Consider the following 12258-nt stretch of genomic DNA (forward strand, 5'->3'; position numbering starts at 1 on the left):
GCCGAAGGCGGATGGGGGCACGCCGCAGGCGTCCAGAAGGGCCCTCATCCGGCGCTGCGCGCCACCTTCTCCCGCTTGCGGGAGAAGGGACGACATGCGCCCGCTTGCGGGAGAAGGGACGGCATGCTTCCCGCTTGCGGGAGAAGGGACGGCATGGTCCCGCGCGGGAGAAGGAACAGATTCGACGCTGCAGGTCGAATGTCGATGCACCCTACGGTGCCGGTGGCGGGGCCGGCCAGGCGTTGACGATGGTGCAGAACAGCCGCGCGGTCTGCTCGGCGTCGTAGACGGCCGAGTGCGCGTCGGCGGCGTTCCAGTCGAAACCGGCCGCCTGCACCGCGCGGGCGAGCACGGTCTGCCCGTAGGCCACGCCGGCCAGGGTCACCGTGTCGAACACGCTGAAAGGATGGAAGGGGTTGCGCTTGTGGCCGCAGCGCGCGACCGCGGCGTTGAGGAAGGCGAGATCGAAATGGGCGTTGTGGCCGACCAGGATCGCGCGCTGGCAGCCGTGCTTCTTGACCGCCGCGCGCACCGGCGCGAACACGTGGTTCAGCGCGTCGCGCTCTTCCTTGGCGAAGCGGAACGGGTGGTCGAGATCGATGCCGGTCACCTCCAGCGACTGCGGGTCGATCTGCATGCCGGGCGCGGGCACCAGGTGCGCGCTGGCGGTCTCGCCCAGCGTCAGCCGGCCGTCGGCGTCCAGGTCCAGCGGCACCGCGGCGATCTCCAGCAGCGCGTGCCGGGTCGCGTCGAAGCCGCCGGTCTCCACGTCCACCACCACCGGCAGGTAGCCGCGGAAGCGCCGCGCGAGCGGGCTGGGCGGGGCGGGGGAGGCGTCGGGGCCGGCGGCTTCGTTCATGCGCTTGCGTGGCGTCAGTCGGCGCGGCCGGAGAATTCGCCGGTCGTGGTGTTGACCAGCACGCGCTCGCCGGAGGCGATGTACTCCGGCACCTGGATCTCGATCCCGGTCGACAGCCGCGCCGGCTTCGGCCGCTTGGTCGCGGTGCCGCCCTTCAGCTCGGGCGGGGTCTCCACCACTTCCAGCGCCACCGTCTGCGGCAACTGCAGGCCCACCGGCTGGTCGTCGATCACCTGCACGTAGCAGCCGCCCAGGCCCTCGGTGATGTAGCCGGCGCCGTCGCCCACCACGTCGGCGTCCAGCGCGTAGGGGGTGTAGTCCTCGTCGTCCATGAACACGAAGGCGTCGCCGTCCTTGTAGGAAAAGCTCGCCTGCCGGCGCAGCAGCTCCACCTCGGTGAGGTTGTCGTCGGCGTCGAAGCTCGCGTCGAGCTTGCTGCCGCCGGGCACCGCGTACATGACGAAGCGGAAGCGCACGTTGCCGCCGCGGCCTTGCGGCGAGCTGCGCTCGATGTCGCGGATCTGGTAGACGCCGCCGTTGTACTCGACGACGTTGCCTTTCTTGATTTCGCTGGCTCTCATGGGGCGGGGATTCGGGTTGGGGAGGGAAATGCGGGGGCCGGGCCGGCGGCTTCGCGACCGCGAAGCCCCGATCCCGAATCCCGGCGCTACTTCGGCGCCAGCCGCACCGCGCCGTCGAGGCGGATGGTCTCGCCGTTGAGGTAGCGGTTGCCGATGACGTAGGCGACCAGATCGGCGAACTCCTCGGGGCGGCCGAGCCGCGAGGGGAACGGGATCGAGGCCGACAGCGAGGCCTGCACCTCCTCCGGCATGCCGTCGACCATCGGGGTCCAGAAGATGCCGGGCGCGATCGTGTTCACGCGGATGCCGAAGCGCGCCAGCTCGCGCGCCATCGGCAGGGTCATGCCGACCACGCCGGCCTTGGAGGCCGAGTAGGCGGCCTGTCCGATCTGGCCCTCGTAGGCGGCCACCGAGGCGGTGTTGACGATGACGCCGCGCTCGCCGTCCTCGCCGGGGGCGTTGTGCTGCATCACCGCCGCGGCGGCCTTTGCCACGTTGAAGCTGCCGACGAGGTTCACCGAAACCGTGGCGGCGAAGTGCTGCAGCGGCATCGCGCCCTCGCGGCCCAGCACGCGGCCGGCGCCGAGGATGCCGGCGCAGTTGACGCAGGCGTCCAGCCCGCCGAGGAAATCGCGCGCGGCGGCGACCTGCGCCGCCACCGCGGACTCGTCGGCCACGTCGGTGCGGAAGTAGCGCGCGGCGTCCTCGCCGAACTTCGCCACCGCCTCGGCGCCCTTGGCGTCGTTGAGGTCGAACAGCGCCACCCGGCCGCCCTGCGCGACCAGGCGCTCGGCCACGGCCAGGCCCAGGCCGGAGACGCCGCCGGTGACGATGGCGCGGAGATCGGACAGCTGCATGGGCGAACCCTCGCGTGGCGGAAAGAGCGCGATTCTAACCGGCCCGCGGCAGCACCGCGCGCGAGCCGCCCTGCGGCATGCCGTCCGCGCCGAAGCGCCGCTCGGCGAACACGATGTGCGAGGCATCGGCCAGCACCACGCTGCTGCAGCGGGTGCCGTAGACCGGATCGCGGATGAACGCCGGCGACAGGCGCCGCTCCAGTGCCGTGCCGACGCCGGTGTCGGGCAAGGCCGCGTCGGGCGCCGGGCGTTCGTCGGCGAGCGCCGCGAACAGCGGTTCCAGCGACCGCGCGGATTCGGCGGCCGCCCCCGGCCCGTCGCCGGCCAGCCACGCGCGCAGCGCCCGCGTCGCGTGCGCGCTCTTGGGCCAGGCCGCATCGAAGGCGCCGTTGGACATCGCGTGAAAGCCCATTGCCACCGGCATCGCCACCGCCTCGGGCACGTTGCTGGCGAAGGCCAGCGCGTCGCCGTCCCACAGCAGCAGGTTGAAGCGGCCGTACTCGCGCGCGGTGGCCGCCAGCGCCTCGGCGTGCGCCAGCGCGGGCGCCTGGCCGCGCACGAAATCGCGCACCAGCCAGCCGCGCGAGCGCGACGCCTGCTCGGGCGCCAGCCCGCGGCGCACGTTGGTCACCGCGGCCAGCCGGCCGCGCCGCGAGACCTGCAGCCAGCCGCCGCCGGCCACCAGGTCGCGGCCGCCGTAGACCTCGGGCGCATCCGGATCGTCGCCCGCCGGCGCGCTCGCGCGCGCGTGCGCCTCGTCGCGGTTGGCGATCAGCACCAGCGGCCAGCGCGGGTGGACACGGTAGGCGAGGGCGATCAGGCACATGCGCGGTCCATCCTAACCGCGGGCCTCGCGCGCCGCGTCATGCGGGTCTCCCGCGGCGCCCTGGCGGGTCGCGCTCGTCGTGCAGGTCAGGGCCGCGCCAGCGCGCGCCCAGCCGCTATACTGCGTCCCCGCGCCGAAGTGGCGGAATCGGTAGACGCAGCGGACTCAAAATCCGCCGATGGCGACATCGTGAGAGTTCGAGTCTCTCCTTCGGCACCAGCAGAACCAAGGGCTTAGCTGCGAGGCTAGGCCCTTGCCATTTGGGGCGCTGGTGCTGTGTAAGGCTGGTGTAAGGCTGGGGCGCATGGTGGGCGCGGCGCTGCCCTACACACGCATGCGGCGCTTTCCTACAGCGCGCGCTCCCCTCGGCCTATGGTGTCCACAATGAGCCGGGCAGCGTTAGCCCTGCGGCTTGAACTTAGCCCGCTCCTGCTCCCGCCGATCAGACAACGCGTCATCAAGCGACGCCTCGTGAATCTCGTAGATCTGCAACGGTACCAGCACGCAGCGAAGCAATGCGACGAAGGTAAAACCGAAGCAACCAGCGCCAGCGATTCGCTGTGCCACCTCATCTAGCTGAAGCGCATAGAAGCACAGCCATGCAACCGCAAACGCAGCACTAAGCACCGACGCGAACAACGTTTGGGCTTGCGATGACAGCAGGAATTTGATGCGATCGGTGTATGCCTCCAGCTCTTCTAGCGTCAATGCACTGGCATTCTCAATGCGCCCGGTGAAGAGCATAAGTGTAACCATGAAGCCAGCCAGCAAACTGCCAAGCGCGATAACGCCTGCGAGAAGCGCAAACAACGTGTTCTCTCGCTGAGCAACAGCGAAGGCCGGCGCTATGCACCAGCCAACCCAGCCGCCGAGGGCGAGCGGCACTACCAACGCAACGAAGTGCCGAAAACTGAAACCTACGCCCGCGGTCAAGCCTCCCATCGCTCGAAGGGCTGACCAACTCGCCGTCCATTCTTCCGGCAGTAGGCGCATAGTCGAACTCACTTATCCGTCACCATCGTTATCAATTAGTTGGGCGCCAACAGGCCGCCCCGCATTGTCAATAATTCGCCAGCCATCATCATCAGGGACACGCACCTCATCGAGGTAGTTCCACATCGTGTCCTCAATGTCAGACATGTTGTAGCTGCCGGAAGGATTAATCTGAATATCCATGCGGCGCTTCTCTACAAACTTGCGCAATCCGGTGATCTTTTGCCCATCGCGCAGATACACGGTCACCGAATCCAAGCCGTTATCCGCTGCGTATTCGTCTAGAGCTTGAATACCCTTGCTCGTATTGTCTCCGTCGGGGAAATCAATCTCCGCATGAACAACAGCTCTATTGCCGGCCCATTGCTTGAGCCTGCTAAGTCTGAACGCGAGCGGGCGACGGCGGTTAGTGGTCGCTGTAGCTAGGCTCGCACTGATCCTCTTGACACCGCCTGCAGCCTGAATGGACTTTCTAAGATCAGCACCAATCACGTCCATAAATTCAATGCCGGGAAGGTCTGGGTCCACATGTGCACGAAGCATGGCTGTAAGCGACAACGCAAGCGTTGCTGCCCCACCGCCGCCCTTCTCCTGTTCGATGATTGCGCACTGCCCAAAGAACAATGCCCGATAGCTGTGGATTACCTGCCGCGTCTGGCCGGTAGCCGGGTCAACAATCGGCACTGCACTGATAGGCAGCGAGTTTGCAGTGAAGTCCGGAATGGTCTGCTCTGGAGCCATCCCGTTGACGTAGGACACACATTCGATCAGGTGCCCGTCTCGCCCGTTGCGACGCTTCGCCCGGTTAATGTAAAAACATGCCGTGCCAGCAGCGAGTCTGTTGGGAGCTGGCGGCGGGGGCGGCAGGTGCCTCTGTCCTACGCGCGGCGCAGCAGCCATTAGGCGGCGCAGCAGGTCGTCCATATTTGGTGGGACGTAGCCCTTCTTACGCCCCACCTTGAACCTCACAATCTTCAAAGCAAACGTCCGTTTCGCCGTTGGCATTGCTCCCCCCTAACACGGCCGGTTTGTGAACATTTCATACCGTATCACCCTAGGGGTTCTGGAGTAAAAAAGCGGGGCCGACACCCCGCCGAAAAGGTGCCGCCCCCGCCTCCGCCCGGCCACAACCCCGGACTAGTTCGCGCTACCGGAGAGAAGCGCGAGCGTCTTGGTGATCAGGAAGTCGAATCTCCAGGCTGGTGGCCCATGTGATCCGCTGCGTCCCGTAGCGCATGGCGTCCAAGGCATGGTCGGCTCCGCTGCTGTCCACATCCTCGGGGCGCTTGGGGTCCCGGCCCGCATAGGGCGCTGTCAGCCACCAGTAGCGGCAGGCACGGCTCACATAAAGGCCGGGGCGGTCGAGCTTGCCAGCGTCCGCCAGCAGGCGGCGCATGCGCTGCCAGCCGCTTACCCGGTCGCCCTTCTGCGCAGGCTAAAGTGGACGCCAGCTCGCTCGAATTCGTATGCAATGCACCCGACCCCGCTGCCGGTCTTGCCATCGCCCGGGCCGAAACCTGGGTGCGCCGGAACATCGACCGCCATTTCTCGATGGAAGACGTCGCCGCCGCCGTTGCCCTCGGCCCGCGCACCTTCGCACGCCGGCTCCAGGCGGCCTGCGGCCTGTCGCCGATCCAGTTCGTGCGCCGGATCAGGCTGGAGACCGCGCAATTGCTGCTGGCCAGCACCCGCCTGCCGCTGGACCGGATCGCGCAGTCGGTCGGCTACGCCGAGCCTTCCACGCTCCGCCGCCTGATCCGGCGCGATACGCGCCATCCGCCCGGCTACTTCCGCGCGGCCAGATGATCGCCGCGGTGGCGGTGCCGGCCGCGGTTCCTCGGGGCGTCCCGCCCGTGCCGGCCGCGAGGCCCGTTCAGTCCAGCGCGTCCAGCCCCAGCGCGGCGTCGGTGCGCAGGTACCACTCGTCGCGCTCGTGCACGAAACGCGCGCAACGCAGCAGCGGTGCCTGGTAGACGTGCACCGAGACGGCCGTGCGGTCCGGGCTCGGGTTGGCGATGGTGTGGTACTCGTGCGGCGGGATCAGGCTGCCGGCGCTGCCGGTGCCGGCGCGCACGCCGCCGGCGGCGCGGAAGCGGAAGCGCTCGGCGTCGCGCTCGACCAGCGCGTACTGGGTGATCTCCAGGCTGCCGCTCCATACGCCTTCCACGCACCACAGCCCGCTGTGGTCGTGTACCGGCGTGCCCTGGCCGGGTCCCCAGGTCATGGCGACCACGCTGTAGCCGTACCCGGGGCTGCGGTAGAGCTCGCGGCGCGCGTAGCGATCGGCGATCGGCGCATGGATGCAGGCCGGCAGGCGGACCTGCGGGTCCGCGATCAGTCCGCACAACGCGCCGCGCAGCGCGGCCGTCACGGCGTGGGCGTCGCCGTGCGCCACTGCGGCATCGACGGCGCGCACGAAGCGGTCGCGGCCGTCGAAGCGGAGGTCGGGCGGGGCGGCGCTCATGGCGGCATTCTAGTCGCGCGCCCCGGCCGGGCGCGCGGGGGGCGCCTACAGTGCGTCCAGGAAACCGCGCACGGCCGGGCCGAAACGGCCGATATCGACCAGGAAGGCGTCGTGGCCCTGCGGCGATTCCAGCGGCAGGAAGCGCGCGTCGGCGCCGCCGGCGCGCAGGCCGTCGGCGATCTCCTCCTGCTGCTGCAGCGGGAACAGGATGTCGGTGTGCACGCCGATGGCCAGCGCGCGCTCGATGCGGATCGCGGCGAGTCCGGCGGCGGTGTCGCCGCCGCAGGACTCGCCGATGTCGAACCAGTCCATGCTGCGGCTGAGGTAGAGGTAGCTGTTCGGGTCGAAGTTGCGCACGAAGCGCCGCGCGTGGCCTTCCAGGTAGCTTTCGACCTCGAACTCCAGGCCGAACGGGTCCTCGTCGTCGCGACGGTCGGAATCCAGACGCACGCGGCCGAAGCGGCCGTCCCACTCCAGCGCCGAACGGTAGGTGATGACCCCCAGCTTGCGCGCCATGCGCATGCCGCTCTCGGGGTAGCGCGCGTCGTCGTAGCGGCCCTCGTTCCAGTTCGGGTCGAGGCGGATCGCCTCGCGCTGCAGCGAGCGGATCGCGATCGAGAACGGCAGCGCCCGCGCGGCGCCGGAGACGTTGATGTGGGCGCGGGCGCGCCCGGGGTGGCGCAGCAGGAACGCCAACGCACTCATGCCGCCCATCGAGTTGCCGATCACGCAGGCCAGCCGGGCGATGCCCAGCGCGTCGATCACCCGCGCCGCGGCGTCGGCCACGTCCTCGATCGACAGCTCGGGAAAGCGCAGGCGGTAGGGCTCGCCGGTGGCCGGGTCGGGCGTGGCCGGGCCGGTGGAGCCCTTGCAGCTGCCGAGCGAGTTCACGCACACCACGTACCAGCGGTCGGTGTCGATCGGCTTGCCCGGCCCCAGCATCGCCTCCCACCAGCCGGGCGCGGGATTGCCCGCATGCCGCGCGGCGTGCGCGTCGGGCGACAGGCCGGTGAGGATCAGGATCGCGTTGTCGCCGCGCGGCGACAGCGCGCCCCAGGTCTCGTAGGCGATGCGCGCGCCGTGCAGCGCGCCGCCGCGCTTCATCGGCAACGGGGCGTCCAGGGTCAGGAAGCGGGAGCCGGGCGGAATGAATTCGGTCATCGGCGCAGTGTAGAGGGTGCCGCGCGGTGCGCGCAGCGGTCGCCTTTCGCGCTGTAGCACAATGACGCCTCCGCAGCCACCGCCCCGCACGATGCCGCCACCCGCGCCCGCGACCGCGCCTTCGCCGACCCTGCGCACTCTGGTGCCGCTGGCCGGCACCGGCATGCTGCTGTTCGTGGCGATGGCCGTCGGCATCCACGCGCTGCGGCCGGACCTGGACGGGTGGGATGCGCAGATGAGCCGCTACCTGCTGCCGCCCCACGGCGGCTGGCTGCAGGCGGCCTATTGCGGGCTGGCGGTGGCGATCGTCGCGATCGGCCTGGGCCTGAGGCGGTCGCTGGCGCCGCAGGCGCGCAGCGCCGCCCCGCTGCTGCTGTTCGCCGCGGGTGCGGTGGCGCTGGCGACCACCGCGTTCGCCCCGATGGACCTGGATGGCGCCGATCCCAGTCTCGCCGGCTGGGTGCACGGCGTCTCGGCGCAGGCGGCGTTTCTGTGCGTGAGCGTGGCGATGCTGCTGCAGTCGGCGTGGCTGCGCGCCGATCCGCGGCCGCGCTGGCACGGCCGCTTTCCGCTGGCGCTGGGCGTCGCCGCGCTCGCGTTCGCGGTGCTGTGGACGCTGCTGCTGGTGCCCGGCCTGCCGCGCGGCGCGGCGCAGAAGGCCGCGATCGCGACGATCGCGCTGTGGTTCCTGCTGGCCTGGGGCTGGCTGCGGCGCGAGCTGGCGGCCGGGGAGGGCGCGGCGTGAGCGCGCCGGCGTTCGATCCCTACGCGCTGCCGGGCATGCCGGCGCTGCCCGAGGCGCAGCGGCTGGCGCTGGAAGCGGCCTACGCGGTGCCGGCGCGGGCCTACCACGGCTTCGCGCACGTGGGCGAAGTGGCGCGGCAGGTGGCCGCCGTCGCCGAGGGGCCGGGCTGGGCGCAGCCGCGCGAAGTCTGGCTGGCCGCGCTCTACCACGATGCGATCTACGAGCCCGGCGCGCGCGACAACGAGGCGCGCTCGGCGGCGCTGGCGCGCGAGGCGATCGCGCGCTGGTTGCCGGAGCCGGGCCTCGACATCGACCGGGTGGCTGAACTGATCGAGCACACCGCCCGCCATGGCCAGTGGGTGCCGGAGGACTTTCCCGCCGACGCGCGCGGCGACGACGCGCGGCGTTTCCTCGATTGCGACATGGCCATCCTCGGCGCCGCGCCGGCGGCATTCGACGCCTACGACCGCGCCATCGCCGCCGAGTACCGCGGGCGCGTCCCCGGCTGGCTGTACCGCATCAACCGCCGGCGTTTCCTGGCCGCGCTGCTGCACCGCGAGCGCATCTACCTCAGCGACGAGTTCCACGCCCGCCTGGACGCGCCCGCCCGCGCCAACCTGCGCCGCGCGCTCAACGCCAAGCGCTAGGCGGTATCGACATCCAGCGTGCGGCAGGACCCTGCCACCGGGGGGCATCCTGCTTTTCCTTCCCCCGCAAGCGGGGAGCATGCTCTCTTTCCCTTCCCGACATGGCCCCGCTTGCGGGAGAAGGGACGAGATGCGCCGGCTTGCGGGAGAAGCGGCGACGTGGTCCCGCCTTCCGGGCGCGGCGCCGGCGCCGCGCTGTGGCAAAGTGGCGGTTTCGCGAATTCCCCGGAGTGCATTCGATGAGGCGGATCTGGTTCCTCTGCCTGCTGGCCGTGCTGTGGCCGGCCGGCGTCTTGGCGCAGCAGGCGCGCGGCGGCGTCACCCTGGAGCACATCGCCATGACGCGTACCGCGTCCGGCGCGGCGATCTCGCCGGACGGCGAGGAGATCGCCTACGTGCTGTCGGTGCCGCGGCGGCCCGGTGCGGATGAGGACGGCCCCGCCCGTACCGAGCTGCACGTGGTCTCGCGCGGCGGCGACAGCCGCGGCTACGTGACCGGCAAGACCAACGTCGCCTCGCTGCAATGGTTCCCGGACGGCCGTAGCCTGGCGTTCCTGTCCAAGCGCGAAGGCGACCAGACCCGCCGCGTCTACCGCATCCCGCTGCACGGCGGCGAGGCCACCGCGATCGCCTCGCTCGCCAGCGACGTCTCCGGCTACAGCCTGTCGCCCGACGGCCGCCGCATCGCGCTGCTGGCGCCGCAGCCGGAGAGCGAAGCGCTCAAGGCGCAGCGCAAGCAGGGCTTCACCCAGAAGGTCTACGAGGAGGACTGGCGGCCGGTCGAGCTGTGGCTGCAGACGCTGGACGACGGCGCGCCGGCGCGCAAGCTGGAGATCGAGGGCAGCGTGCAGAGCGTGCACTGGAGCCCGGCCGGCGATCGCCTGGCGCTGGTGGTCGCCCCGCGCCAGCTCACCGACGACGTGCTGGTGTTCGCGCGCGTGCGCATCGTCGGCCTCGACGGCCGCGAACTGGGCCGCGTCGACAACCCGGGCAAGCTCGGCCAGCTGGCCTGGAGCCCGGACGGCGCGCACCTGGCGATCGTTTCCGCCGCCGACGTCAACGATCCCGCCGAAGGCCGGCTGACCGTGGTCGGCCGCGACGGCGGCACGCAGCGCGACCTGCTGCCCGGGCTCGAGGGCCACGTCTCGCACGTGGGCTGGCGCGAGAACGGGCGGGTGCTGTTCCTGAGCCAAGAGGGCGTGCAGACGCGCCTGGGCGAGGTCGGCGTGGACGGCAGCGGCGAGCGCACCTTGCTGGCGGCCGAAGGCCCGGTCTGGGCGGGCCTGAGCGTGGCCCGCGCCAGCGGCGATCTCGCGCTGGTCGGCCACGCGCCCGAGCACCCGCACGAGATCTTCCGCCTCGGCGCCGGCGAACCGCGGCCGGTGCGGCTGACCGACAGCAATCCCTGGCTGCGCGAGGTGCGGCTGGCGCGGCAGGAAGTGGTGCGCTACACCGCCCGCGACGGCCTGGAACTGGAGGGCATCCTGGTGCATCCGCTGGAGCGGCGCGGCAACGCCCGCGTGCCGCTGATCCTGGTCGTGCACGGTGGCCCCGAATCGCACTATTCCAACGGCTGGCTCAGCGGCTACTCGCAGCCGGCGCAGTACGCCGCCACCCGCGGCTTCGCCACCTTCTTCCCGAACTACCGCGCCAGCACCGGCCGCGGCGTGGCGTTCTCCAAGCTCGACCGCGGTCGTCCGGCGATGGAGGAGTTCGACGATCTGGTCGATGGCGTGGACCACCTGGTCGCGACCGGCCTGGTCGACCGCGACAAGGTCGGCATCACCGGCGGTTCCTACGGCGGCTACGCCAGCGCCTGGGGCGCGACCTACTACAGCGAGCGTTTCGCCGCTTCGGTGATGTTCGTGGGCATCTCCGACCAGGCCAGCCTGGTCACCACCGGCGACATTCCCCAGGAGCAGTATCGGGTGCATATGGGGAGCTGGCCCTGGGAGAACCCGGAGATGTACCGCCAGGCCAGCCCGATCGCGCACGCGCAGAACTCGCGCACGCCGACGCTGATCCTGCACGGCGAGGCCGACCCGCGCGTGCCGGTGATGCAGTCCTACATGATGTACCGCTACCTCAAGCTGGCCGGCCAGGCGCCGGTGCGCCTGGTGCTGTACCCGGGCGAGGGCCACGGCAACGCGCGCGCGGCCTCGCGCTGGGACTACGCGCTGCGGCTGATGCAGTGGATGGAGCACTACCTGCAGGGGCCGGGCGGCGAGCCGCCGCCCTACGAGCTGGACTACGGCCTGCCGGACGGCGCGGCGAAGGGCTGAGCCGGCGAGTGGGCGCATCGAGCTGGGGAAACGCGCCGCTCGTAAACGCCGCGTGAGCGCGACGGCTCACGCGGCCTTGAATACGCGGTCCGTATCGTCCGCCGCGTCGCATCGCCGCGCCGGTCGTTCGCCGGTTCTCGAAATCGGCGGCCGGCTCGCTTCGCCAGGGCCGGACCGCGCCGTCCGCATGCGCCGCATCCCCCACCTCAATGGAGTTCCGCATGAGCACCCAGAGCCAGACCACCAGCACCCTCAACGACCTGATCGCGATCGCGCGCGACGGCCGCGAGTTCTACCAGGAGGCCGCGCAGAAGGTCGACGACGCCGAGCTGAAGTCGCTGTTTACCCGCATCGCGGGCGTCAAGGATTCGATCATCGCCGACCTCGGCGCCGCGGTGCAGGCCGTCGGCGGCGAGCCGGAGGATTCCGGCACCCTGCGCGGCAGCATGCAGGAGCTGTACGGCAAGATCCGCGCCGCGCTGGGCGACAAGGAATACGGCTACGTCGCCGAGTTGGAGGAATCGGAAGACCGCCTCCTGCATGCCTTCGAGGACGCGATCAAGGACGAGAAGACCCCGCCGGCTGCGCGCGACGTGGTCACCCGGTTGCTGCCGGAGGTCCGTTCCTGTCACGACGTGATGCGCGCGCGCAAGCATGCGATGAAGCGCAGCGCCTGATCGCGTCCTTCGCGAACGCGCGTCGAGCGCCCCGGCCGCGAGGCCGGGGCGTTCTCGTATCCGTCGTTTCTTCCCGCAAGCGGGCGCATCTCGTCCCTTCTCCCGCAAGCGGGCGCATCTCGTTCCTTCTCCCGCAAGCGGAGGGCCGCTTTACACGCCTGCGGCG

Annotated in this window: 14 protein-coding genes and 1 tRNA gene; 6 read left to right on the forward strand and 9 right to left on the reverse strand. The window is 70.5% G+C overall.

Translation table 11 applies throughout. The features are described from left to right. Positions 1-211 precede the first annotated feature (211 nt). The 4 genes from rnt to Z164_RS0106965 form a co-directional block, all read right to left on the reverse strand. Positions 212-859 (reverse strand): ribonuclease T, encoded by a 648-nt coding sequence (gene rnt, locus Z164_RS0106950; RefSeq protein WP_024889986.1) that lies wholly within the window; start codon positions 857-859, stop codon positions 212-214. 14 nt (positions 860-873) lie between these two features. Next, the gene (yeiP, locus tag Z164_RS0106955) at positions 874-1440 is read right to left on the reverse strand and encodes an elongation factor P-like protein YeiP (RefSeq protein WP_024889987.1); all 567 of its coding nucleotides are present in this window, start codon (positions 1438-1440) and stop codon (positions 874-876) included. An 86-nt stretch (positions 1441-1526) separates the two neighbouring features. Beyond that, the gene (locus tag Z164_RS0106960; RefSeq protein ID WP_024889988.1) at positions 1527-2297 is read right to left on the reverse strand and encodes an SDR family NAD(P)-dependent oxidoreductase; all 771 of its coding nucleotides are present in this window, start codon (positions 2295-2297) and stop codon (positions 1527-1529) included. A 34-nt stretch (positions 2298-2331) separates the two neighbouring features. Beyond that, positions 2332-3123: an NRDE family protein gene (locus Z164_RS0106965; RefSeq protein WP_024889989.1), complete on the reverse strand. Its 792-nt coding sequence runs from the start codon at positions 3121-3123 to the stop codon at positions 2332-2334. 132 nt (positions 3124-3255) lie between these two features. Between Z164_RS0106965 and Z164_RS0106970 the strand changes: the two genes are divergently transcribed. Further along, a tRNA-Leu gene (locus tag Z164_RS0106970) sits at positions 3256-3342 on the forward strand. A gap of 180 nt (positions 3343-3522) precedes the next feature. On the opposite strand, the gene Z164_RS0106975 is transcribed toward Z164_RS0106970, so the two are convergent. The 3 genes from Z164_RS0106975 to Z164_RS0106980 all read right to left on the reverse strand — a co-directional run bounded on the left by Z164_RS0106975 (position 3523) and on the right by Z164_RS0106980 (position 5512). Next, on the reverse strand, positions 3523-4056 hold the full coding sequence (locus Z164_RS0106975) for a hypothetical protein (RefSeq protein WP_152540880.1): 534 nt from the start codon (positions 4054-4056) through the stop codon (positions 3523-3525). Positions 4057-4128: 72 nt separating this feature from the next. Further along, positions 4129-5040, reverse strand: a complete 912-nt coding sequence (locus Z164_RS22365) for a hypothetical protein (RefSeq protein WP_152540881.1) — start codon at positions 5038-5040, stop codon at positions 4129-4131. A 223-nt stretch (positions 5041-5263) separates the two neighbouring features. Beyond that, positions 5264-5512 carry a hypothetical protein gene (locus Z164_RS0106980; RefSeq protein ID WP_024889991.1) on the reverse strand — a complete coding sequence of 83 codons (249 nt, stop codon included), beginning with the start codon at positions 5510-5512 and terminating at the stop codon, positions 5264-5266. Between the two features lie 44 nt (positions 5513-5556). Between Z164_RS0106980 and Z164_RS22370 the strand changes: the two genes are divergently transcribed. Then, on the forward strand, positions 5557-5922 hold the full coding sequence (locus Z164_RS22370; RefSeq protein ID WP_201769577.1) for a helix-turn-helix domain-containing protein: 366 nt from the start codon (positions 5557-5559) through the stop codon (positions 5920-5922). A 67-nt stretch (positions 5923-5989) separates the two neighbouring features. Here Z164_RS22370 and Z164_RS0106990 read toward each other — a convergent pair whose 3' ends face one another. Next, positions 5990-6580, reverse strand: coding sequence for a cysteine dioxygenase family protein (locus Z164_RS0106990; protein WP_024889993.1), 591 nt, complete (start codon positions 6578-6580; stop codon positions 5990-5992). A 45-nt stretch (positions 6581-6625) separates the two neighbouring features. Then, complete coding sequence (metX, locus tag Z164_RS0106995; RefSeq protein WP_024889994.1) at positions 6626-7741, reverse strand: homoserine O-acetyltransferase MetX; 1116 nt, start codon at positions 7739-7741, stop codon at positions 6626-6628. Positions 7742-7832: 91 nt separating this feature from the next. Here metX and Z164_RS0107000 point away from each other — a divergent pair, with 91 nt between their 5' ends. The 4 genes from Z164_RS0107000 to Z164_RS0107015 all read left to right on the forward strand — a co-directional run bounded on the left by Z164_RS0107000 (position 7833) and on the right by Z164_RS0107015 (position 12092). Beyond that, complete coding sequence (locus Z164_RS0107000; protein ID WP_024889995.1) at positions 7833-8486, forward strand: DUF998 domain-containing protein; 654 nt, start codon at positions 7833-7835, stop codon at positions 8484-8486. Positions 8487-8521: 35 nt separating this feature from the next. Next, positions 8522-9133: an HD domain-containing protein gene (locus Z164_RS0107005; RefSeq protein ID WP_043689555.1), complete on the forward strand. Its 612-nt coding sequence runs from the start codon at positions 8522-8524 to the stop codon at positions 9131-9133. Positions 9134-9372: 239 nt separating this feature from the next. Beyond that, positions 9373-11415: an alpha/beta hydrolase family protein gene (locus Z164_RS0107010; RefSeq protein ID WP_024889997.1), complete on the forward strand. Its 2043-nt coding sequence runs from the start codon at positions 9373-9375 to the stop codon at positions 11413-11415. Positions 11416-11636: 221 nt separating this feature from the next. Next, on the forward strand, positions 11637-12092 hold the full coding sequence (locus Z164_RS0107015) for a PA2169 family four-helix-bundle protein (RefSeq protein ID WP_024889998.1): 456 nt from the start codon (positions 11637-11639) through the stop codon (positions 12090-12092). The last annotated feature ends 166 nt before the right edge of the window (positions 12093-12258 follow it).

Origin of the sequence: Luteimonas huabeiensis HB2 (assembly GCF_000559025.1) — a bacterium.
Classification (GTDB): domain Bacteria; phylum Pseudomonadota; class Gammaproteobacteria; order Xanthomonadales; family Xanthomonadaceae; genus Luteimonas; species Luteimonas huabeiensis.